This is a genomic window from Tessaracoccus sp. MC1679 (genome assembly GCF_014164775.1).
Lineage (GTDB): Bacteria > Actinomycetota > Actinomycetes > Propionibacteriales > Propionibacteriaceae > Arachnia.
The window spans coordinates 242,379-265,466 of sequence record NZ_JACJGB010000004.1; the positions used below are offsets into that span (position 1 = coordinate 242,379).

A 23,088-nucleotide genomic window follows, 5' to 3' on the forward strand; every position below is an offset into this window, starting at 1 on the left:
CCGAGCTGAGGAGTCCCGGCTCGGCGATCGTCGCCTCGAGCGACTGCTGCAGGCTCCTGCCAGCAGGATCCGTATCCTCGCCTGCCCAGGAAGCGACTTGTGCGAAACGGTGAGAAGGCGGCGTCCCGCGTCTGGTCGAGTCCAGTCCGGAGAGCCAGCACGAAAGCCGCTTTGACTAGGTAAAACACCAGTCGGAGCGGCTTCTTCATTGCAACCTGGGCAAGTATCGGGCAACTGTGAAAGGGCCCTCTACAGGTGAGCGCGTACGCCGAGCACTACTTCCATATGAACCACGAGGGTCCGCCGTCGACACGCCGTCACCTGCAACGCCAACCCCCGACGACCATGGCTGGCAACTCCCCACTCGGGTGGCTTCCGGCGCATAGGACGCGGGGCTGCTAGGTGCCAGCGCAGGGTCCGAACTGCCTCCCGGCAGACCGTCGAGATCTCGGCTGTGACACCTGCGAACGATTTCGGGGTACCCAGTGTCGGTGTCGGTGGTTGTGCATCAGCTGGCCCGCCCACGGGGCCGCTGGTCGGTTTCCCCGCCGAGTCTCCTATCAGTGGTCCCGGCAGCCTCGATTCTGGCCCTGGGGCGTGACCTCACGGTCATGCCGAGTTCAGGACGTGTGCAACGACGGCCGGGTGGTCGCTATGGAAATATCCACCGACGGGGTCTTCGGCGCCCGCAAACCTTCGGGACATGGCGCGATCCACACCCAAGGCTCTGCGGCTCCTGTCGACTATCTGACCGACGTTGTACTTAGGGAGGTCGACGCCCTATTCGAGGACGACAACATCAATCTGGAGCCGCCGCAGCATGAACCGAACGATCCCAGCGTACGGCGCGAGAGGTGGCTCTTTGATGTCAGGCTGCCGGATCTGCGCCGTGTCAGGCTCCGAGGGGCGCCTGACAGCTCGGGGTTTCGGCTCTGAGTGTGTCTCGTTACCATTGCGTCACTTGAGCGGATCGCTCTGCGGATGAGTCCATGGACGCCGAGCCTCGTGTCTAGACCACCTCACCCTGTCGGGGCCCGGTGACTTTCGACTCCCGACATCGCCCGCGGCCGCGTGTCCTGACCAGACTTGGCGCCCGACAAGGGCATGGGCGGTGTTGATCCTCTTGAGGCTGGCCGGTGTGACCTTGTCCAATGCAGCGTCGTCCCGTCGGCGCGACGCCACCGGAACCCATCGCCTGCACCTGGGGCGGCACCGCGTCGAGGTCGGGGAACCCTCACTACCGTCGCCAGCGTCAACATCGGGTATCTCCTTTATCAGGAGATGCACCGAAAGCCGTGCAGTCCCCCGCTCCCGCTCCCGCGTTTGTTGACAGTGGAGGCGGCTAGGATGCGGAGAAGTGCTCGGCTTGCCAGTGGAGGTCTGTCGCTGTGGCAGTAGGTCCAGTAGACCCACCGACGCGCGATCAGCGCGGGGTTGGAGGCGCGCGGACTGGACAACAGCGCACGCGAAGAACGACTAAGCCCACTGTTCGGCGACAGACGCCAGTTTCGGAGTCGGAAGCTTACTCAGCCTCCCGCGCCGGCGCTCGGGCGAGCCGCGGATTCGGCTATCAGCATGCGGTCGGAGCGTGGGTGTGTTCCAAAGTCGCCGTCGGAGAGATTGCCGCAACCGAAGTAATACCTGAGGGTCTTGAGGACACACAAGTCACGGGGGCCGAGCCCATCTTTATCCAGGCAAAGTCACGCCAGGCATCACAGGGGGACTTCACGGTTCGCCAAGTGCTCGGCTTCCTAAGTACGATGATAGAAACGCGGATGGCTCAGCCTCGCGACCCCTTGTCGGAACGACTCGTGCTGGTGCTGGAACGACCGATCGATGGCGCGCAGTCGGTCCGGTGGGAGCAGTCGCTAGCAGATCTCACGCCTACAAATCGCATTCGCCTGGGCGCGGAGGGGCTCCTCGGGCCGCTAGCAGACGGGCATATGAGCGTGACGTCCTTGCTGAAGCAAACCGCGATCGTCGTGCTTCCGTGGGGCCAGATTGATAGCGAGACGCTAGCCCGACTAGCCTCGGCGAGTGGACTGATGTCCGGTGCTGCGGAACCGCTCCTGCACACTCTGCGACAAGCGGTGTCCCATTGCACCTCGAATAACGCCTCGCGGAGTTTTGCGGAACGGCAGGCGCTCAATCGGCAGTCGATTCAGCTCCTGATCACCAGGACGACGCTGCTGATCGACCAGGGCGCTCTGACATCCGCCGTGTCAAGTGGCGGATGCGTCCCGGTCGACTTCGACACGTCGATTGAAGATCCGCGATTCTTCGAGGGCATCGACGTACGTCCTGGCCATGTCGTCGCTGGGCTTCCCGCGCCGCGGATAGAACTTGTGGAGTTCGCATCGGATGCACTCAGGCGGCAGCACGTCGTCCTCCTGACTGGTCCCTCGGGAGTGGGCAAATCCACAGTGATGTGGAGCACGGCATATGCGATGCGGGACGTAATCTGGTACGAAGTGACGCGCCTTGAGTGCAGCGATGTGGAAGCCGTGTTGCGCCTGCTCGTCTCGCTGGGCCCGAAGCCGTCCTCCCCCGTCGGCCTGGTCGTGGACTCTGTGGGCACTAAGGACCCTGCAGCCTGGGATGCCTTGTGCGATCGGCTTCCCGCCGATGGCTCGGTGCTGATGATTGGCTCCGTTCGCACGGAGGACCTGTCCCTGATTGCAGGTGCGCGTAGCTCGGCTGTTGTCGAGTGCCGTATGGACGAGCTTGTCGCTCGGGAGCTATTCGAAGCGCTGAGAGAGCAAGGGCGAACTTCCCTGCATGCATGGGAGGATGCCTACGAGGCAAGCGGCAACCTAACGATGGAGTACACCTACCTCCTCACTCAGGGCCAGAGGCTCTCGGCTGTCCTGGGCGAGCAAGTCCGGCGCAGGGAAGGCGGAAACCGATCGATCGAATTGGAGGTGCTTCGGCTCGTCACCACCGCGGCACGATGGGGGGCCCGTGTCCCGGCACATGCTCTGGCGGCAATCGCGCCCGACGCCGCCCCACGCCGGGCGGCATTGAGGCGATTGATCGGTGAACACCTGATCACTCATGACGGAGCGCACTATGGCGGCCTGCATCAACTCCGGGCGAGCGTGCTCTCGTCGGCAGTGCACGAGACTCCGCCACCGTCTCTTGAAGCCACGGCGGCGGATCTTGTGCGGGTCGTCGATCCGACGGACCTTCGTACATTCGTGCTTGAGTGCCTTCTCGAGCAGCCTGGCGCCGCCTCTACTGTGATCGGAGCCCTTCGTGAACGGGTGCAGACAGACCCAGATTTCGCGCTTCTGACCATCGCGCTTCGCACCCTTCGAGCCGCCGACTTTCGCCGGGACGGCACGTCTTGGGCAAACATCCTTGATGCACACGTGGTTGCCCAGGCCTATCGACCCGTCACAGTATGGCTAGCCCTCACGGATTCGGACACTGAGGTACCAGAGCACCTATGGAAACCGGGCATCGCCGCCTCGATTCGCGAGATGAAGGCTGCACCGCAGCAGCCTAGGTGGCGGGACGAGTTCATTGCCGGCGTGGGAGCGGAGACTCTGCTTGCTTTCGCTGACGCTGCGCCCACGTTGACTGAGATCGAAGCCCTAGTGGCAGCACTTCAGGGCGCATCCGCAGCACCCGAGCTCGCCCGCGCGATTTCCCAACTGCCGACTGTGGTGAGCTTCGTTGCCGACGCAGCGCCCGAGGCGGCCAGCAAATTCATGGGTCTGCTCGGGACGATCGACCCGCGCGCGGCCCAGAGCATGCGCGAGACTCTGGGGTCGGATCAGTGGGCAAGATCCATCCTGCTCTCGCTCAATCCCTGGATCGTGCAGACGGAGAGACACTACTCGGATGACGGCGATCTTGAGTTATCCGCCGCCCTGCTACACGGCGGCGACTGGTTTGGAGTCGACCCGCACGAGCAAGCAGTCCAAGCCGCTCGAACCCTGCTGAACCTGTATCCCGAGTGCACAGTAAACGTGCGGACCATCAACGCGACTGGGGATCTCCTGACGCAAGAGAACCATGAGCCGGGGCGGAGCCAACTGCTCCGCAGATACAACCAGCATCCCCGCGAGATCAGCTGGAACCGCGAGCGTGCGCGCTTGGCTCTGCAACTCGCCTTGCGGCGATCTGACGTCGAGAGGGCTCAGGCGGTCACCAGACTCGTCCCGGAGGTCGATCGCTTCCTGTCTGAGCTGACCTCGGCCTGGGCCCGCAAAGCTGTGAACCGCGCCTCGATCCGGGATTTCGCAGAGACTCAGAAACGCATCATCGAAGCAAACGACGCGCTGCCTGCGCACGCTTCCCCTGACATCGCGGAACCCGTCTATGACGAGCCCTCGAAGAGCGACCCGAACGTCTTCGATAACGACGACTTCCACGCCCTAGTGGACGGGATCTGCTCGAACATAGCGACCCGGCTACTGGAAGGGGAGGACTACAACGCCTTGGCGGCCTACGTGGGCGACACCATTCTCAAGCTGGTTACAAAGGCCCGGTCAGCGGAGAACTGGCAAGATAGTTCTGACGTGGATCCACAGGTAGCCTTGGAAAACATTGAACGCACACTGCACCACCTCCATGCTGTGCTCGCCGACATCGCATTTGGGCACGAGCCGAAGGACATAGTTCTCGGGGTCGCCTCACTGGGTGGTCGTACCTCCGCCCTATCCAGATGTGCAGAGAGGTCGATTAAACGGGCCACTGATCGGCTGCGCGAGCATCTGGACCAGGTCGCCTCTGAGGCAGCCACATTGGGTCTGAGCGTTCGTTGGGTCCATCGAGACACGGCCGCCCCGTCCGCAGTCGACTGGCCTCCGATCGAGGTCGCGCTAATCGTCGATGTCCAAGTAGTCGATGATTGGGGAGCGGCGGCGTCCACTATGCACGCGTTGCTCGCCACCAAAGGCAGCACGATCGATTTGGGACATCCGATACTGGTCCCTGCAGTTCATGGTTTCGTCGTACCTGCCTTGGGGATCCAGTCCTGGTCTTGCCTCTATCCAGCGGCGCATGCTGCTTTGGCGTGGGGGACTGGCCTAGGGATACTCATCGGTACTCCGACTGCTGACGCCCTTCAGCGACTATGGAGTGTCCTCCAGGCGATGTCCACCCTCACTCTGCGAGCGCGTCTGCGAGAGATGCCGCACACTTTCGAGGACCTGCCACCCGAACTCGCCGCCCAATTGGCGCACGAGGTGGGACTAGTGGGCGCCGCACTCACTGGTTCGTCGCTGGGGCAGGATTGGGAGGTCTGGAGAGCTGAGACAGTCGACATTGTATTGTCCGAGACGAGACAGCCGACTAATTCAGTGCGAGACGTGTGGGTGGCCAGGGCAACTTCGAGTGCCGATTCGGTGTCTTTGCCACGGGCACAGTTTCAGCTGCTCTGGGAAGCAGTGCTCACGTATGACTTGGAGCACTGCCCGAACGCCGTTGTTTAGTCGCCTGGACCGCCGCTTGACGGTTGAAGCCGCCCGCGGGCGGTGTTGAATCCGGTGATGAACTCACCTCTTGTGTTCCCCAGAGGGAACGCGATGCCGCTGTCGTGGAGGAGCGTGAGCCCCGCGGCTCGAATAGGGTCTTTCAGAAGAGGGTACAAGTCTTTCTTGACCACGATGACCCCGTCGGGGTTGAGCTCAGACGCGCGCTGCACGCAGTCGTTTACATACTCTGCGCGCCTCCTGCGCAGGTGTGCCTGACTGGCGTTCACAGGATGGGGCACCAGGTCGATCATGTAGAAGCCGTCGTCGCGAAGGCGTTCGAGCCACGGACGCTTTCCTCGCTTTGCTAGGTCGTCTCTGGTGGCCCCGTAAAATGCCTCCACCACTCCGCGAAAGAGATTGTCGTGGCCGAGCCGCTCAGAGTAGAAGAATCGCCTGTTGCTCGGGTCGCCGCCATCGTCAGGGGCGGACTCGGCGATGAGCAGGAGCCGCACATGGCTCGGTTTCCATGCTTCACGAAGCTGCGAGTACCACGGGTTCTCGGTCACAGACTCACGCTACCCCCGGGTCAGGCCGTCGGGGAGGTCTTCACTCGCACCGGCTCATGCCGCGACCTGGGTACTTTGCCGCCGTCATCCTGGAGCCCTCGAGGGGCCCTCATGAACCCGTTCAGACAGGGGGTGAAGCGTCCGAGATTCATGCCGCTGCTTATCTGGGCTGGCCCTCGGTGAGGGGGGCCGTGTAGTGGGCGTGCTCGAACTCTACCGGGGTGGTGTAGCCGAGGCGGGAGTGGAGGCGACGGTGGTTGTACCAGTCGACCCAGCCAGCGGTCGCGTACTCGACGTCGGTGACCGTCTTGTAGGGGCCGGGATGGAAGATCGTGGTACGGATGCACTCGGCCTTGTAGAGACCGTTGATGGATTCCATCAAGGCGTTGTCGTAGGCGTCCCCGACGCTGCCGATCGAGGGCTGGATCTGCTCCAGAGCCAGGCGTTCGGTGTAGCGCAGCGAGGTGTACTGCGACCCGGCATCCGAGTGCGCCCGCAACGATCCGGGCTGGATCGGGCGGCCATCTCGGTCTCGCTGCCACACGGCCATCCGCAGCGGGCTGAGGACCAGGTCGGTGTGCATGCTGCCAGCGGCGTGCCAGGCGACGATGCGTTGCGAGAACACATCGACGATGAACGCGACGTAGCAGAACCCCGCCCACGTCCGGACGTAGGTGAAGTCCATCACCCACGTGTGATCCGGCCGCGGGGCGGTGAAGTCCCGGTCCAGCAGGTCACCTGCCCGGTTTGCGCCCTTGCCGGGGATAGTGGTGCGGATCCCCTTGTCGCGCCGCACCCCGGAGAGCCCGAGAGCGGTCATGGCCCGGTCCACGCTGCCGGCCGAGGCGTCACCGAAGGCAGGCTGGCGACGCACCAGGGCGGTCATCTTCCGACGCCCGTAGAGGCCCTCTGGGGTCATCTGACGCTGCGCCTGCCTGGTGGTGGTCCACGCCAGGTCACGGACCTTGTCGGCCACGTGCGCATCGCTGAGGGTGCGGGCAGCCACACCACCTCGTTTCCAGGAGCGGTAGGTCCTCGCGGCGATCTGACAGCCCTGCTCACGCAGGACACGGCAGATCGACTCGACCGCGAACCCCTCGGACTTCATCTGGTCGATGAAACCGGCCATCAACGGTTGCGGGGGTCGAGTTCCCCCGCGAAGAAAGTCGTTGCCGCTCGCAGGATCGCGACGTCTTCTCGGAGGCGTCGGTTCTCGGCCTTCAACCGCTTCACCTCGGCCTGCTCCTCGGTGGTGATCCCGTCGCGTTCGCCGGTATCGACCTGGGCCTGGATCACCCAGCGACGCACGGATTCCTTCCCAACCCCCAGCTGCTTCGCCACGGCCGCTGCCGCGGCCGTCAGCGACGGATACTCGGACACGTGCTCGGTCACCAGACGCACAGCTCGTGCTTTCAGCTCCGGATCGATCATCTTGGGCATGGTGCTCATTCTCCTTGACTCAAACAGGAGCGGCATCAAACCTGGGGCGCTTCAACACCAACACGGGGAGATCAGCTGACCGCAGACAGGGAGATGAGCTGTCCGCCTACAAGGAGATCCCATGACCGCCCACAGGGACTTCCCCGTGTCCCTTGACACGAGCTCACCCCTCCCCAGAACGGAACCAGCCCGGTGACTCGAGCACGTTATGTTCTCCTTGCGCCCGCCAGAACTACTGCCCCGTCACCGACCTGCCACACGGGTTCACTGCCGGCGGCATCATCGAAGGCCTGGTCTTCAAGTAGGACCAGGGGCAACCGGGTCAGCGGTCGCAGCCTCATCCCCGACGGCCGGTCCCGCCTGATCACCCAAGCCGTCAACCGGACCGTCTTGACGCATAGGACTCTCGGCCCACTCCTGCGTGCGGGTTTCGTCACCTTCGCCGCCAAACGGAGCGCTACCTCAGATATCGTTGGGCCAGCAGTGCCGCTGCGGAAACGGGGGGAGAATGTCGAAGGGTCGCCAAGGTGAGGGTTCCGACAAGAACGTTGGAGCACCCGCGTCTAAGGGAGACGTCACTCCCGCAATCCCGGGTCAACCGAAACAAATAGCCAGAAGAAGTGCGCCGCGACGAAGCCTCAAATTTGGGAAACGGATCTTCGACCTAAATCTCTCAGATAGGATCGAGGGAGTATGGGATGAGAACATCCCCATGGTGCAGCAGACGGTTATTGAAGGGACGGGGATCTCAGCAGAGACCCTGCGGTCCATTGACGAAATTAAAACGCGCTGCGAAGAGATATGCAGAACCTTCCAACTGAGCGTTCTCGACTCAGTATTCTACGACTTCGATCCCGGTCTCTCCGTCGTCTTGGTGCTCAGTGAAAGCCACATGGCCATTCACACATGGCCAGATAAGGGATACCTCAACTTGGACATCATTACATGTACCAAACGAGGGGTTGACCCAGTGCGCCTAGCGGATCTCTTTGCAGAGATATTTGAGCCGTCGAGTCTCCGTTGTCACAGAATCACTTTCTGAGATGAGTAGCGAGTCTCTCGACATCAGTCAGATGTGTGCTGAGCGTCCTGCGCCTGACGCTCGACTGGAGCAGTTTCTCATGACGACCCAGGCGGTTGAACATCAGGCAGCGTATCTCAGCAGGACTTTGAGCAGCGACCTAGTCATCCTGGGTGACGATGATCACATATCTATCCCGGTAGCGCTGATTGATCCGCGACGTAAGGTCTTGGTTATAGACACGGATCACCGAGTTCTCGCGTCACTTGCTCAATGGATCAACAGGCTAGAGATAGGTAATGTCGAATTGATCCATGCTGACCTAAGGAACTATGCGCGCCCCCCCGGTGCGTTTGAGGCCTTCTACGCGAACCCACCCTGGTCATCGAAGAATGGTGGCCATGGACTCCGATACTGGCTGTCGCGAGCATTGGATCTCTGCACACCTTCTTGTGCCGGCGTGCTCGCCCTTCCCGGTAACGATCTCGGCTGGATCAATAGCAACTGGCTCAGCATGCAGGAGTACTCTGCTCAGAACGGTCTCCGATGGGTGGAGATCGACGCGGTCCGCTGCCAGTACGAACACACGAACCAAGCAGGTCTCTACTCCCAAAATGTTCATATGCAGAGAACAGACCCTCAGCGGCGGTTGAGTGAGCAAGCGCGCCAAGGCGAAGGGATCTATCGATGAAGACGATCCACGTCGTGATGGGCCTTGTCGTGAGCCTGCTGCTAGCCGTGGTGGCTGTCTACTTGGCTTCGGCCGATACGCCCAGCACGGCACTGCTTGAGAGGCTCTACTACCTGACGCAGATTTCACTTCCCATCATTGCGGTAATTGGCGGCACTTTGGCGCTACTTGAGCTCCAAAACTCTAGGCGCATGCGAGAGTATGCGCAGTTCGAAGCGACGGCGACGCGAATCGTCACCATTTCACGTTTGTTGCTTGAGAACCAAGCGAGCCATCGCGAACTCCAAGTTGGCACAGTCAAGAGCGAAGCCGGCCAGTTGTTGGCCGAAGGCATACTTGACCTCATCGATACTGAACTCCTACGGTCCAAAGAGTTCATGGGGCGAAAAGGTTTACCTCAGCTATCTGACTACTTCGCTGATCTGTTCACTGAACTTCCCGGATTGCGCAGCGCGCTCGATCGGCGACATCGATGGTATTCTGATGAACTTCGCCTTTTAGCTGATCGCGACGCGGAATGAGTGCAAGGGGCAGTATCTGGGAAGGATGTGTTTCCCAAGCGAATGCTTATTACGCCATCCAGGCTCCATGGCTTCCCGATGTCAGGAGACAAACGGGCGACGTTTCTGGTGAACGCTTCCTAAGTACGGATGGAAAGCTTGGGGCCGTCTTGTATAGCCAACGGCTAGACGTTGATGGAGACCTTGGGGCTACCTGGGGTCCGGCCGTGACTTGGAAGGCCATTCCAATAAGCGCAGGCCCGCCAACGCATGAAGCCATTGCTGAACTGGTTCAGCGACTCGAGATGCTCCGAACCGAAGACCCCAAATCTAGTGATTGTGAACCTGCTCTGGGATGTAACCTATCCATCTCCTGGCCCGCGTTCATGAACGTGACGGATTCGATGCGCAAGATGCAATTCAGCCCGATGACAACGCTTGCCTCGTTTGCCACCTCGCCGCTGACTGTGGCGGCGGACGCGAACTACCAGGCTCGCTGTGACATCAGTGTGATGACGAATGCGGAAGTCGACTTCGTAGTCGATTCTTGGCTTGAGCTCATCCTTGAGGAAGCCGCCTACGGAGCCGTATGGCCACGTAGTTCAACGCGTGGTTTGATCGCTCAGCGTGTTGTGAAGTGGTTGGACGATTCTGCCGTTTTCGTGCCGGTTGCCCGCCTTGGTGGGATCCCTGTGGGCTTCTCTGCCGCGCACACACTAGCGCCAGATGACCAGCTCTATCGAAGGGTGGCGGTAGGTTCGGCCTGGTATGCGGATGCAGCGTTTGTACTGCAGAGCCACCGCAAGAGCGGCATTGGGCATGATCTTGCCATGTCAGTGCGGCAGAAGGTCGTGAATTCGGGGCGTTCTGACCTTCTGCTCCATTACTCCGAGGGAAGCCCGATCTCCGGCCCCTTCTGGCGGTCACTGGGTGCGAGGCCCCGTTGGATAAGCTGGTGGCGAGATGCTACATGGTGATGATCAGTCGCCCCTCCTTCGCCGTCAAATCCGGGTAAGGTCAGGCTCTGGGTCTCAGCGCTCCGGAGGATCGCGGCGGCGAACTCGCCGGCGGTTCGCACAAACCGCTGATCGCGTGATACCCAAATGTATGTTTGAGGATTCACCGGTGGGCTCTTTCTCAGCGTCGGTGACTGCGGTCGATCCCATGCGGCGGTATCCTTCTGTACAGATGACTCGCCCGATTTGGCGGCTCGGATATCCTCCATCTCAATCGTCAAGCATTCAAAGCGGTGAACTCGTGTGACAGACTCCCGGTTCGTGCAAGTGACTGTAACGCCCGCAAGCGAACCCTATCGATCTGGTTGGGCAGGAAGCTCGCTCAACGGTGCAGGGCGTTGAAGTGTGGAACAGGGGGGATGAATTGGCGGAGTGCCTGTTATCGGGCTATCCGGAACGCGACCACAACCTGTGGGGCATAACGGAAGACCCGGAATTGTTCAATGCAGTAATTGACGGGCTCGTGGATGGTTTTGACGAATGCAACATCACTCATATTGTCGGACCCGAGGCGCGAGGTTTCATTTTTGGTCCGATGGTGGCGTGCCGTCTCGGTCTGCCTTTTATTCCTGCCCGGAGGGCTGGAAAATATCTCCCCGGAAGAACGGTTGGCGCGTTGACCGCGCCGGACTGGGAAGGCAAACAAGTTCGGTATGAGATGTCCGCCGACTCCATTCCGGCTGGAGCGGTGATCGGCATCGTCGACGATTGGCTGACCACGGGGAACCATGTGCGGGCTATCGCCAATATCGTTCGTTCATTCGGCGCAGACGTCTGTGGACTTAGTTGCATTGTCACGGACGGTGTTGATGGCCTAGCAAGTGAGGGTATTCGCGCTTCGTATCTCTTGTGTTGGAACGAGGCAACCTCTGAGTTCAGCCCTTTGGATGAGCAAAGGTCTCGATCTAGATCGGTTGGGCCGCAGTGCTGAGTTATTCGCCGACGTGGGAATCACTGACGCTCGATGGGGAAGAGGAATGACCAGATTGTCGACCGGACTCAGGCGTCATCGCTTGGATGTCGGTTTCTTCGTCCTGAGCTGGCTCTACCGGAAAGTTGGTGAGGGTTCGAGACCTCTCAAGAGCCGGGGTGAGCGGTGCGCACCAACCGGCAGGGGTGGGACTGTCTGCGGTGGTGTTGGTTGGTGAGTTCGAGCCGGGTGACGATCTTGATCTGCAGTTGCCTGCCGAGGGGCCAGCTATGGCGGTCGGGACGCTGTCCTGGAGGGACGCGAAGCATGAGTCCGGAACGGAGGCGTTGTCCGCGCTCGTTCCGGCTTTCCCCACGGATCCGACCAGCGGGTGACGGCGCAGCGAGACCGGCACTTCCGTGACGTGAGTTGGGGTCGGGCACAATGCAGTCCGAACGTCGCCCCCTCACCTCTGCGCGGGCGGTGACCGCGCCGTCGAAGGCCTGCACCGCCAGGCGGGACTTCCTTCGGGGATCGATGGAGGGACTCGTGATCCGGCGCGACCAGACACCGTTTCCCTCGTGGAGTGATGGACTCGCGATCCGATCACGACCTGCGCAATACTTGCGCCATGGCGTCCATTCCCGCAGGTGCTCTAATCCTGACACTCGCGGAAGCCCTCAGCTACTTCCCCCAATGGACTCCCCGGGACCGTATTGAGGCCCGCGCATGGGGTTCAGAAGACGGGTGTGACCGAGTTCTATGTCCCACCCTCTGGGGGCTACGTTGGATGCCACGCTGGACCGAACCGAAGCGCCTATCGCGACATGCCAGTCAATGGATTGGTGATGCACGTCGGTCTCCTACATGCTTGGCCCAACGATGCAGATACCAGCCGCGACCAGCGGATCAGGCTATCCCACTCCCGTGACTCGGGCGGCGGGACCACGAAGCGCCTACGGCGCGCCGATGCTGGGGAAACGAAGGTCTGTCGACAGTGCAACCTCATAGTTCCAAGCCAGGCCGATGAGTGTGACAACTGCGGCCACGACTTCGCCGCTGCCCGCGAGGGCCTCCAAGGGAAGGTGGCGAATGGCCCAGTCGCGGTGCAGTGAGCAAAGCTGATTCGCTCCTTGCCCGCTGCAGACGTGCAGGTGCGTCGTAACAACCCACACGCACTGAGCTGCTGCCATAACAGCGCCTACGCACCGGGGCGGCTTGAAGCTTCTCGGCGGCCATCCAGCAGCCTGATCGTGCCTGGGTTGGCGCGAACGCACGAACTGCCCAAGGACCCCGATTGCGACACTGGGCGTCCTTGGGCAACGCGCCGTCGTGGTGGCTATGGGCAACGCACATGAAGCGCCCCAACTGAGGTCAGAGACTGCGTGATCCTTCACGGCCCACACGTCTCCTCACTTGCAGGTGTGCCATTTCGGGATACCTCGACGTTTCCTGAGCGATCTGCGTGCTGTGGTTTCGGAGCACGTTCTGCAGCGCAGCTGCTACCTTCTCGGGGTCTCGACCTGTCAGTGTCTGGGCCAGTGTTGTGAGGTTGGTGCCGGTGGCCTGGAGCCGGGTCAGATTCGCCTGCGAGCCTGGCCATGTATCGGCTGTGCAGAGTGCGGGGTTGACGGCTTCGGCCCAGGGGCGCCAGTCGACCTCGACCGCAGTCCCGGGCCGGTGCAGGGCGAGGGTCGCTGTCATCACGGCGGCTGGGACCCTGGCGAGGCGTCGGGCCAGCAGGTTGGTGTTGGCGCCGGCGTCGTGGAGCTCGTCGAGCCTGGCAGCGATCGATGGCCACTCCGCCGCGCCGACGAGTCCGGTGGTGTCGGCCCACCGCTGCCAGCGTTCCGCGGCGGGCTGCTCGAGGCGGCGTCGCATTGCCCGCGTCTGCTCCCGGGCCTTGTCCGCGGCTGCGGTGGGTGTGGTGGTCCAGGCGTTGACCCGCGCCACCCAGAGGCGGGTCTGCTCCTCAGGTACCAGGTGCTGCGAGTCGCCCCAGGTGGTGGCGGGGCGGGCGGCGATGATCTCGGCGATCTGGCGGCCGGCCTCGATGGGGTTGAGGAAGGTGGCGCGGTCCCGGAGCATCAGCTGCGCCTGGGGGGTGGTGGCAGTGGTGAGGGCGTCGTGGAGGGCGTCGGGTCCGTGCTGTTCGAAGAGCTGTGCCGGGTCGCTGCCGGGGGGCAGGAGCAGGCGGTGGGGGTCGTGGCGGTGCTGGGCAAGGAGCCAGAAGGCGTTCTCGGCTGCGACGTGGCCGGCATTGTCGGAGTCGGTTGCACTCACCGGCGTGACCCCGCCGCGCAGCAGTAGTGCCTGTTCGGGGGTGAGGGCGGTGCCGAGTGGTGCGACGCCGATGAAGGCGCCTCGGCCGGCGAGGGTGACCGCGATCGCATCCATTGGCCCTTCCACGATCACTGGCACAGCATCGTGGGTGAGGAGGTGGTGGCCGTAGAGCACGTCGCGCTTGGCGAACAGTGGACTGGCGGGGCTGTTGAGGTACTTCGGGCCCTGCTCGTCGCCGGCGTCGGGGTGCCGACGGCCGACGAACCCGACGATGACGCCGTCGTGGTGGATGGGCATGATGGCTCGGTCGCGGAACCGGTCGATCACGTTGCCCTGCCGGGTGGTGGTGGCCACTCCTGCGGCCAGCAGCTCGGCGGTGGTGAACCCCTGCTTCCGGAGGTCAGTGACGAGGTGGGTCCAGCCGGCGGGTGCGTGCCCGATCTCGAACCGTGAGTCGCCGGCGAGATCCTGCGCGAACCGCTGGGAGAAGTAGTGGTGGCTCCAGCTGCCGGGCAACTGAGTCTCGAAGAACCCGGCCGCGGCTTCGGTGACCTGGGCGAGCCGCTGCGGGGTGTGTGGCGTGTCGGCCCAGCGGTCGGCTGCTGCGAATCCCTGCCGCAGCTCGAGGTCGGTGAAGTCCGGCTGGGTGCGCTCCCGCAGCCGGGCGGCTTCGGGGAGCTCGGCGGTGCGGGTGGACCAGTCGATGTCCTCGATCCCGTCGGGGGGTAGCTCGTCGGGATGCGGCGGCTCCACTTCGTCCTGGGGTGGGGTGGTGGTGAGGTGGTGGGCGCGCCACAGCAGCGCCTGACACGCATCATCGAACCCGGACACATCCGCCACGGGAGCGATCAGGTCCTCGATCCGGACCCCCTGATCGACACCGTGGCTGATGGCGGCAGCGAGGTGGGGCCACCAGGGGCTAGCTTCCAGATCGGCCGCGGCCTGATAGCCGAGACGCTCGACGAGCGACCCCTCCCAAGCAGGCAGTGCGGGCGCGTCCGCGGTAGCAATGTGTCGGCTGAGGCGCCACCACAGGGCGGCGGCCGGCTGCTCCGCGGGCAGCGGTCCGTCGGCGACGGCTGCGGCGAGGTGCTCGGTGATCGGCACGCCTGCGTTGTGGAGTGAGGCGAGGCGGTGAGCGAGCACCGGGGCGTAGGGGTCGCGGGGGAGGTCGTGGCGGATGTCGCGTAGTAGATCGGTCCATATGACCACGGGATGGGCGGGGCGGAGCCGGTCGATGAGGTGTCGTTGCCAGCGGTGCGCGGCGGCCCCGAGTTGAGCGGGGCCGGTGGGGCGGCGGTCGGCGGGTTCGACCTGCCACGCGGCCCGCCACACCTCGACATCGGCCACGCTGGACGAGGTCAACGTCTGCCCAGGCAACGCCCATACCGGCCGCCCGATGGCACCGGCCGCGTCGCGGACTTCGACGGCGAACGCACGGACCTGGGCTGCCCGGGCGGTGAGGTACGGGCCCCACTGATCGTGGTTGGCGAGAGTTCCCGGGATGCCAGTGAGCCAGGGGAGTGGCCCTCCTGTGTCGGGGTGGGGGAGTCGCCAGGTCAGCACTGCCGCCGGATCCTGTGCGGTCGACAGCTCGCGCGCATCCACGGCGTCACGCAGCAGTTGAAGCGGTGAAGGGGACGTCTTGCTGGTGGCCGACAGCAGGAGGAGGTGGGCGCGCAAGGTTGGCCACGCCGCGCAGGAGCTCAACTGATCGACCACCTCGTCGGCATGCCGATCCAGCTCGCGTGCGGCGCCGGCGTGGAGGTGTTCGACCGCGACGCTGAGCGCGTCGGTGTAGCGGGCCACGGCAAGTCCGAGACGGGTGTGCGGGTCGACGGCAGTGCGGGTTTCGGTGGTGACGGAGCGGGAGGATCCGTCGCGGGCAAGGATCGTCTCGAGGATGTCACCCGTGGTGACCGGCCGCAGGGTGGTGGGGTGGATGGGGGAGTTCTCCCCGCCGTCGTCGACCACCTGAACGTAGGCGTGGTTCGACAGTCGGCCGCGGCTCATCGCTACATAGAGCTGCTGCCTGCTCTCCGTCCCGGTGAGGACGGCGTGGGTGGTGTCGACGGTGACACCTTGGGCGCCGTGGACGGTCACGGCGTACCCCAGCTCGACGCTTTCGGTGACGTAGGGAGGGGGCAGTTCAATCCGGGATCCGGAGAGACGGTGAACGGCTTGGATTGCTCCGGTGGGGGTGACGGCGGCGACGGTCCAGCGGTCGCCGTTCTTGACCCAGTCGGTGGCGCTGATCGAGAGTCGACGGTCGTTGAGTCGCGTGACGATCACATCTCCCACGGAGGCGAGGTTCCCATCCGACAGCACGGCGACGGGACCCTGGACGAGGCCGCCGGTGGCGGTGAGGCGGTGGTCGCGGGCCCACCGGTTGAGTTGGGCGACCTGGTCGCGGGTGCCAGCCAGCATCACCGTGTCGAGCCCTGCCGCGCGGTGGGTCTGCCAGCCGTTGAGGGCGTCGCGGAGGACGGTTTCGTCCGAGCCGGCATGGATGCGCTGCTGGTCGAGGTAGAAGCCGAGTGCCTCGGGTCGGCCGTCTCGTAGCGCGAGGGAGGCGGCTGCTTCGGCGGGGTCGTTGAAGCGCATCACGTCAGTGAGATGGACGGCGCCGTGGGTGTGGGCGATGTCCCGTAGCACCCCGCCGGCACCGACTGCGGCGAGTTGCTGATCGTCCCCAATCAACCGCACCGAAGCGCCACGCGCCATCGCAAACCCGATCACCGCCGCCAGCGTGGGGGTGTCAGCCATGCCCGCCTCATCGACGATCAGCAGGGTGTCTGGTCCGATCAGATCCTGCGCGTCGCCTGGTAGGTGGTGGAGGTCCCAGGCGACCTTCGCCAAGGTCGACGCCTGCCCCACATGGTCTCCCAACACTCTGGCTGCGACGGCGGAGGGGGCGAGCCCGACAACGTCGCCTCCGCTGTCCTTCCAGGCGCGCGCGAGCGTGGCCAGGGCGGTGGTTTTCCCGGAGCCGGCGGCGGCGAGGGCGAGCTGGACCCGGCGTCCGCTGGTGGCCATCTGACGCACCAACGCGACCTGCCCCGCGGTCAGAGTCATACCGTTGGCAGTGGAAGAGAGCAGTGCCAGGGACACGTCCGCTTCGCTCGCTGTCCGGCCACCCAGGAGTGTCGCGGCGTCAAGGATCTGCTGTTCGGCGCCGATCACGGCGGTGGAGGTGAACCGTCGGCTCCCGACGGTGGTGTACACCGATTCTCCGTCCGTGCGGCGCAGGACCTGCGGGTCGCTGATCGGATCGACCAACCCCCCCAACGCGACACAGCGATCTGTCGCCGCAGCCAGCAGCTGGGCTGTGAGCTGCGTGGACTGGTCGGGGTTGGTGGCGCGTTCCCTGGCCCTCCGGGAGGCCTCGGCCTGCAGGTGCCACACCGTCCACGACGCCCGCGACAGACCCATCCGGGTCACCATCTCGCCGGCCACCTGCTCGACCCACTCCGCCGTCGGCGCCGGCCCCACCACGCGGGGTGCGGCGTGCACGTCGGCGAGCATCTGGGTCACCCCATCCGGGCCGAGGACCGCCGCAGCTTGTGCCGCCCAGGTGGTGCGCTGCTCGGTCAGGGTGCGGGGTTCGTGCTTGGCCTGGCGGGTCTCCAACGTCGCCCGCTGCGCCAGGGCGATCGCCTCAGCAGGTGTCGGCGGACGGTAATGGTCGTGTTGGAAGTCGACGGCGAGCTCGGCCTGACGGGCCACGATCGCCGCCCGACGGCTCGACCACGCCTCACGCAACTGAGCCGGCACGCCGACGATCTCCCGCACCGGTCGCTTCGCCGGATCACGCGCAGCATCGGCCGCGAAACGCACACCCAGCCGCTCCACCAGATGGGCCTCCAACTGCGTGTTATACACCTCCGAGACGCTCACCATCCCCGCGAACAAAGGCCGCCCGTCGATCGCCAACCACGCCCCATCCAGCGTCTGGACCTTGTTCGCGATCGCCACATGGGTGTGAAGATTCGGATCACCCGCACGCGAATCCCGATGCGTGAACGCGGCCGCCACGAGGCCGGTCACCTCAACCTGCCGCACCCCACCGGCACCGCGTCGCGAGTACAACACCCGCTGCTCCAAGTAGGCCAGAGCGTCGGCGACGGCGGCGTTGTGAGCCTCCTCGATCTGCCCGGCCATCGCCGGTGGCGCGACGGCCCACAGCGCCGAGACTGACTTCACCGGCGTGAACGTCACATCGAACCCCGCACACGCCGTCGTCGCATTCCGCGTCAGCCGCGCCACCTCCGACGACAACTCCAGACTGCTCGGAGACCTCCCCATTCGCTGTTGAAAGCGTGCGGTGGCGAGCTCGTTTCGGATCTCTGCGCGGACGTCGACAGGCACCGTGGCATCGCTGCCGAGACCGTTCGCAGCAGCCCATTGGCTGCACCGGATCGCGACCTCCTGTTGAAACTCGGTGACCGCCTCATGCACCTTGAATTGCAACCCCAACCGCGCCGCGTGACGGACCTCCTCCACGGTGGCCCCCTTCGGCAGGGCGGCGAGTCGGGCCTCCATGTCGGGATGATTCCCCGCCCCGAACAAGGCACGCATCTGCACCTCCGACACCGGACTCCCCAGCTCCATCTCCAGCGCGGCGAGACCTGTCCCGACCCACCTGCCCGGGACCTCGCCCTTCTCGGTGTAGTAGCTGGTCAGCGAGGCGTGGCCCTTCTCCGTGGAGTCTTGCGCAGCGACCTGCCGGGTCAGGTAGTCATAGCCCGACCCGGCCGTCAGCTTGTGGAGAGACGCCGTCATACCCCCTAATAACCCGCACTCGCCCCCGCCACAGCGGACCGATCGTGCAAGGGGTGTATCGGATTCGGATGCGGAGGGGGTACCCGGCGGTCCGAGGCGTCGGGCTGGACTCGCATCGGAGTCAAATCAGGAGTCCAGGGGAGGGGCTCGGCAGGGGGATCGCTCAAAAGGGGGGATCGCAGTCGGAGCAGATCACCGAGCCACGGGCGTCTGAGAAGACGCCGCAGTCGGCGAGGGCCCGACCCGGCTCTGGATGGCCCAGCTGCGGCGTGACTCTAGCCTCGGTCTGGCCCGGAGCCGGCCAGCAAAGAGCGGAGTTCCGACGACGCTGCAGCCGCTGCCGGCTCATGGACTCCCGGAAATCAGTTGGCTTCACGCTGGGGACCCCGGGTAAGGGGGTTCTTGTGAGTAGGAAGAGCGGGAGGCGTCGCCTGGCCCGCGTTGAGAGAGTAGGTAGTGATGACTCAGACTGATCGTCAGGCCGCCCGGCGTCGGGTTATGGAGCGAATCGTCAAGCGCCGTGAGGAGCTCGCAGAACGCGAGGTACGCATCCGCGCGCAGGTGCTCGCAGTGTCGGCGGCCGTCCTTGATAGGGAGCGCGCGTTTGCGGACGCCGAGCGCCGTATCAGTGAGGCTGTTCACCAGCTCACCGTTAACGACATGGTGCCTGTGCGAGAAGCCGCAGCCTTGTGCGGACTCGAAGTCCGCGAGGTCAAGAGGCTTCGGCGAACACGGCCCGACGCATCACCGCCGGTGATGTCGGATGGGCCGGCTTGATTGCCCTCTCAGTGCTCTCCGAAGAGTTCGACCACCGCTCCGCACCCGGCTGAGAGAGCCTGTCCGGTGCTGGCAGGCAACGACGTCGGCGCCCGCCGTTTCGGCGGAGAACTTCGGACACGACGACCGCTTGCCAACTGCGCAGCCGCACGCCATAGCAAGGTGTCCGTCTGGGCTTATCCCTGCAGACGGTGCACTGATGGCGGTGTACCGGCAGCCCTTGAGTTGTGGATGGGGACGCAATGTCAGGAGCCCGGTCGACAAACCGTCCGGAATGGCAGGTACGGTAGGGCGCCTGTCGACGACGGTGTCGGAATGGTCCATCTACGACCTCGAGGACGATTGGGCCGCAGCCTTGCGGTCAGTCTCTCTGGTGGCTGAGAAGCTTGCGGATCCAGAGGAGGCGCTGAGAGCCCTGAGCGCGATGGGCACCCTGTACTGGAAGAATTCTGCCTCGGCCCGAGTGCGATGGATCAGGACATTTCCGGCGATCCAGATCATGGGAACAGTTCGCATCGCCGTGGACCACTATGAGCACGGCACCTTCTGGCCGAAGCTCACTGAGGCGATGCAGATCCGGCCGGGGCAGTTGTTCAGCCAGGAATGGGGAAGCGCGTTTCTCGACAACCTGGAGGCTTTGGGCATGCCTCAATTCGACGACATCGACGACCCCGGGTTGCGGTTCGTCGGGCCCATTCTGATGCATGCCGGAATGCCCACGTACTGCCTCGGGGACTACTTCAGACTGGTCACGGAGCAGCGCGCACGCGACGGCAGCCTCACCCCTGAGGGTTTCGTTGCCTGGGCGTCTGCGAGGTCTGCAGAGGGCAGGCTCTACAACACGGACAAGCCAGTGGAGCGGTTTCTCCGGTACGGCGGCGACTATGCAGTGGACGTGACCGATCGCGTCTTCGAACTGCTTGACGTCGTCGCGGCCGGTGGGAGCGGGGAAGGGGTTCCTCTGCCGCAGCGCTACCGACAAGCTGTCATCGACCTGCGTCGGCGCGGAGAGTTGGATCGCAGGATCCCCACACGGGGTCGAGTCGCAGATCAGGAGCAGCGGGCTCAGCTTGTCCTGGACCCCTACGGGCGTGGTCCTCTTCTGTGGCTCCCGGCGGTCGCCGAGGGCCAGGCAGACTGGACGGTCACCGTGGGTTTAAACGCACAACGCGTGCGGAGCAGTGCCGTATGGCCTGGCGAGCCGGCACCACCCACCGAGGTGCCGATCCCTTCACCGGTTCGATCTGTGTCGGCGTCGCTGCGGACTCGGCCGGACCTAGCCATGAGCGTGGCAGTCGTCGATGACAAGGATCCACTGCTGGCGTTCTCGGAGGACGGAAGATTCCTGCTACCAGGGCTGCCGCTCCCCGGTGCACCGGTGTGGCTGCTGTACCCCGGGAATCCCGATGCGCTCCACGTGACTGGTCACGCGGAGTTGATGTCTGAAGGCGCTGTCCCGCCGGGGTGGGTGGGATGGACTATGCGCTTGCTCGATCTCAAGCATGCCGACGCGATTCGAGTGGAGGGTACTGAGCGAGCACGTACAGTCCGCAGGGTAACGGCTGCTCGCATCGTCACGGGGGAGCCAATCCGCGGACTTACCTGCGGCGACGCCCCCGTGTTCGGTGACGTTCCCCGTGTGGAGCTGCCCGACGGTGGCGATGGGGCTGCCGCCTGGTCTTTATCGATCACTTCTGCGGATGGATCGGTGGCTATCGAGAACCGCCCGCTCCAATCAGGCGCACCGGAGGAGGTCTGGGCAGGGGTTCACCGTCCCCTGATCGGGAAGTATCGTGTCCGCGTTCGCGGCCCATGGGGACGAGGCGTTGTGAGGGATCTCAACCTGGCCGAGGGCCTCACTTCGGACTCGGACCCCAAGTGGCGCCGTATCAATCGCGCGGGCCTTGTACCCGCATCGGTGCGTCTCAAGCTTCCCGAAGGGATGGAAGCAGATACGGCCTCGATCACGCTGGCAGAGGATGAAGAACAACAACCGATCGAACTTCGAGTGGGTGCCGCTCGGCTCCGGGTGACCGTCCGACCGCCGCACATGACCATGTCCTACCAGTCGGCCACCATGTCAACGGCACCATCGATCCGCCCACTTCAGCTGTACTCGGAAGATGTCCGAGAGTCCGAGGGATTCCTGGCTGTGGACTTGGGCGAGTCGGGCCAGCCCTGTCTGCACGCCCTCGTGAGAAGGCACTGCGTCCAGGAGCTGGAGCCGACGGGTGGTACGCGTGGGGGCGTCTACCGGTTCAACCTCGGGCAGCTCTCAGACACTCTCGCTTCACACGCCCGGATCGAGATCGCCCTCGACGAAGGCGCTGAGATGATCGTTGCCCAGGTCAACCCAAGGAGGCTCTGCTCAGACATCGTGCTGGAGGACGGAGCACTCCAGCTGGTCGATGGCGTCGACGTAGATGGACTCACCGCGCTGGTGTACCCCCAACGTGCTCCTTGGAGGGGCGCAACCCTTCTCGAGGTGAAGGATGACCAAGCACCTCTGCCTTCTGGGCTGCGAGACGCCGGCCCGCTGTTGGTGGTTCTGCGAATCGTCGATCCCTGGGCACCCGTGCCCATCCCTGCGTGGCCCGACTCGTTCGGCTGCCGCCTTGTTGACGCTCCGGGTTTCCTGTCCACGGACGATGCGGCTGAGTCGCAGCTCTCTCGATGTCTCTCCGGCGAAGGACAGTTCCCTGAGCACACCGCGCAACTGTCGTGGGTATGGGCGATCGTGACTCGCTGGAACGCGTTGGGGTTGCCGGCGGACGTCGCGCCCGCCGTGGCCCGCTCCTGCCAGACCGTGTTGCGCGAGGACCCAGCGGCATCCCTCATGGCGCTGGAGGAGAGTGAGGTCGAAGTCCATCGCCTACCTCAGGTGCTCATCAGGTCTGGCCTGGTCTGGGAGGCCTCGGACCTGGCCTCCCGCGCACGACTGCCTTGGGGCAGTGCGTCCGGACTCCCTGCAGTACTCCTGGGAAGCAGCCGACTTGTCGAGCAGGCTGGAAGTCACTCGGAGGATCTCACCCGGGCCGAGGCCCTCTTCGGCGACGCCGTCCACAGCCTGCTCTCGGGTGTGGATCCGAGTCCTCGCGCGGGAAGATTCGACGCCGGGGCTGAGGTGTACCAGAGGCTCGACTCCCTGGAACGATCTGACTTCCGCAGGCAGGCCGCCCTCGTGCCCAAGGGCTCGCTGGACAGGGACACACGGGTGCGTGCAGCGCTCGATCTCCTCGATCAGTTGGGCCGGATGAACCCGAAGGTCGAGGCGCAAGCGGCCCACGTCCTCACGGCGATCGAGGCGCACCTGCGTAGGCGGGGGGACCAGGCGGGCCTGCAGGCCATCGTTGATCGACGTCCCCCCGCCAAGCAGACGGGGTGGAGGGCCCTGCCGGCACTGTCGATCGCCCTCGCGTGGGTGGCTCGTCGGGGTGCCCGTGGTGATGGCGAGTGCGTCACCCTCATTCAGAAGTTGCAGGGGCTCTGGATCGAGTTCGCGCGGTTTGCCCCGGATTTGGTCACCATCGACCTCATCATCGCCGAACTGCTGCAGGCGGCCAGCCACGCTCGCCAGACCAAGGAGGGGTCATGACAGACCGTCTGAATCCCGTCGAGTCTTCGGCCGGGATCACCAGCTCGTACCGCCGCTACCTGAAGTCCCTCCTCGCGGCGCGAG

The 23,088-nt window shown here is 64.3% G+C and carries 11 protein-coding genes; 8 read left to right on the forward strand and 3 right to left on the reverse strand.

The window, feature by feature from the left end:
• Window positions 1–1,811: 1,811 nt before the first annotated feature.
• On the forward strand, window positions 1,812–5,441 hold the full coding sequence (locus tag H5398_RS08410) for a hypothetical protein (RefSeq protein WP_182799690.1): 3,630 nt from the start codon (window positions 1,812–1,814) through the stop codon (window positions 5,439–5,441).
• Here H5398_RS08410 and H5398_RS08415 read toward each other — a convergent pair.
• Window positions 5,438–5,989: a hypothetical protein gene (locus H5398_RS08415; protein ID WP_182799691.1), complete on the reverse strand. Its 552-nt coding sequence runs from the start codon at window positions 5,987–5,989 to the stop codon at window positions 5,438–5,440. The two genes, H5398_RS08410 and H5398_RS08415, sit on opposite strands and share 4 nt — an antisense overlap.
• Before the next feature lie 160 nt (window positions 5,990–6,149).
• A protein-coding gene (locus H5398_RS08420; protein WP_182799692.1) for an IS3 family transposase occupies window positions 6,150–7,429 on the reverse strand; the annotation gives its coding sequence in 2 pieces (ribosomal slippage) (window positions 6,150–7,156 and window positions 7,156–7,429; 1,281 coding nt in all).
• A gap of 712 nt (window positions 7,430–8,141) precedes the next feature.
• Between H5398_RS08420 and H5398_RS17770 the strand changes: the two genes are divergently transcribed.
• The 5 genes from H5398_RS17770 to H5398_RS08445 all read left to right on the forward strand — a co-directional run bounded on the left by H5398_RS17770 (window position 8,142) and on the right by H5398_RS08445 (window position 11,588).
• Window positions 8,142–8,471 (forward strand): S-adenosylmethionine decarboxylase, encoded by a 330-nt coding sequence (locus tag H5398_RS17770; RefSeq protein ID WP_182799757.1) that lies wholly within the window; start codon window positions 8,142–8,144, stop codon window positions 8,469–8,471.
• 31 nt (window positions 8,472–8,502) lie between these two features.
• Window positions 8,503–9,141 (forward strand): bis-aminopropyl spermidine synthase family protein, encoded by a 639-nt coding sequence (locus H5398_RS08430; protein ID WP_255443644.1) that lies wholly within the window; start codon window positions 8,503–8,505, stop codon window positions 9,139–9,141.
• Window positions 9,138–9,662 (forward strand): hypothetical protein, encoded by a 525-nt coding sequence (locus H5398_RS08435; protein WP_182799694.1) that lies wholly within the window; start codon window positions 9,138–9,140, stop codon window positions 9,660–9,662. Before H5398_RS08430 ends, H5398_RS08435 begins: the two co-directional genes overlap by 4 nt.
• Before the next feature lie 365 nt (window positions 9,663–10,027).
• A complete protein-coding gene (locus H5398_RS08440; RefSeq protein ID WP_182799695.1) occupies window positions 10,028–10,618 on the forward strand; it encodes a hypothetical protein in 591 nt (196 codons plus the stop codon).
• A 367-nt stretch (window positions 10,619–10,985) separates the two neighbouring features.
• Complete coding sequence (locus H5398_RS08445) at window positions 10,986–11,588, forward strand: phosphoribosyltransferase family protein (protein WP_182799696.1); 603 nt, start codon at window positions 10,986–10,988, stop codon at window positions 11,586–11,588.
• 1,353 nt (window positions 11,589–12,941) lie between these two features.
• Here H5398_RS08445 and mobF read toward each other — a convergent pair.
• Entirely contained in the window at window positions 12,942–18,632 is a 5,691-nt protein-coding gene (mobF, locus tag H5398_RS08450) for a MobF family relaxase (RefSeq protein ID WP_182799697.1), read from the reverse strand.
• Window positions 18,633–19,091: 459 nt separating this feature from the next.
• Here mobF and H5398_RS08455 point away from each other — a divergent pair, with 459 nt between their 5' ends.
• Window positions 19,092–19,409, forward strand: coding sequence for a hypothetical protein (locus tag H5398_RS08455; RefSeq protein ID WP_182799698.1), 318 nt, complete (start codon window positions 19,092–19,094; stop codon window positions 19,407–19,409).
• 373 nt (window positions 19,410–19,782) lie between these two features.
• Complete coding sequence (locus tag H5398_RS08460; protein WP_182799699.1) at window positions 19,783–23,004, forward strand: hypothetical protein; 3,222 nt, start codon at window positions 19,783–19,785, stop codon at window positions 23,002–23,004.
• Window positions 23,005–23,088: the final 84 nt, after the last annotated feature.

Coding starts and splice junctions, on each gene's coding strand:
- H5398_RS17770 (WP_182799757.1), top strand. CDS start 8,142: ATGGTGCAGCAGACGGTTATTGAAGGGACGGGGATCTCAGCAGAGACC.
- H5398_RS08430 (WP_255443644.1), top strand. CDS start 8,503: ATGTGTGCTGAGCGTCCTGCGCCTGACGCTCGACTGGAGCAGTTTCTC.
- H5398_RS08435 (WP_182799694.1), top strand. CDS start 9,138: ATGAAGACGATCCACGTCGTGATGGGCCTTGTCGTGAGCCTGCTGCTA.
- H5398_RS08440 (WP_182799695.1), top strand. CDS start 10,028: ATGAACGTGACGGATTCGATGCGCAAGATGCAATTCAGCCCGATGACA.
- mobF (WP_182799697.1), bottom strand. CDS start 18,632: ATGACGGCGTCTCTCCACAAGCTGACGGCCGGGTCGGGCTATGACTAC.
- H5398_RS08455 (WP_182799698.1), top strand. CDS start 19,092: ATGACTCAGACTGATCGTCAGGCCGCCCGGCGTCGGGTTATGGAGCGA.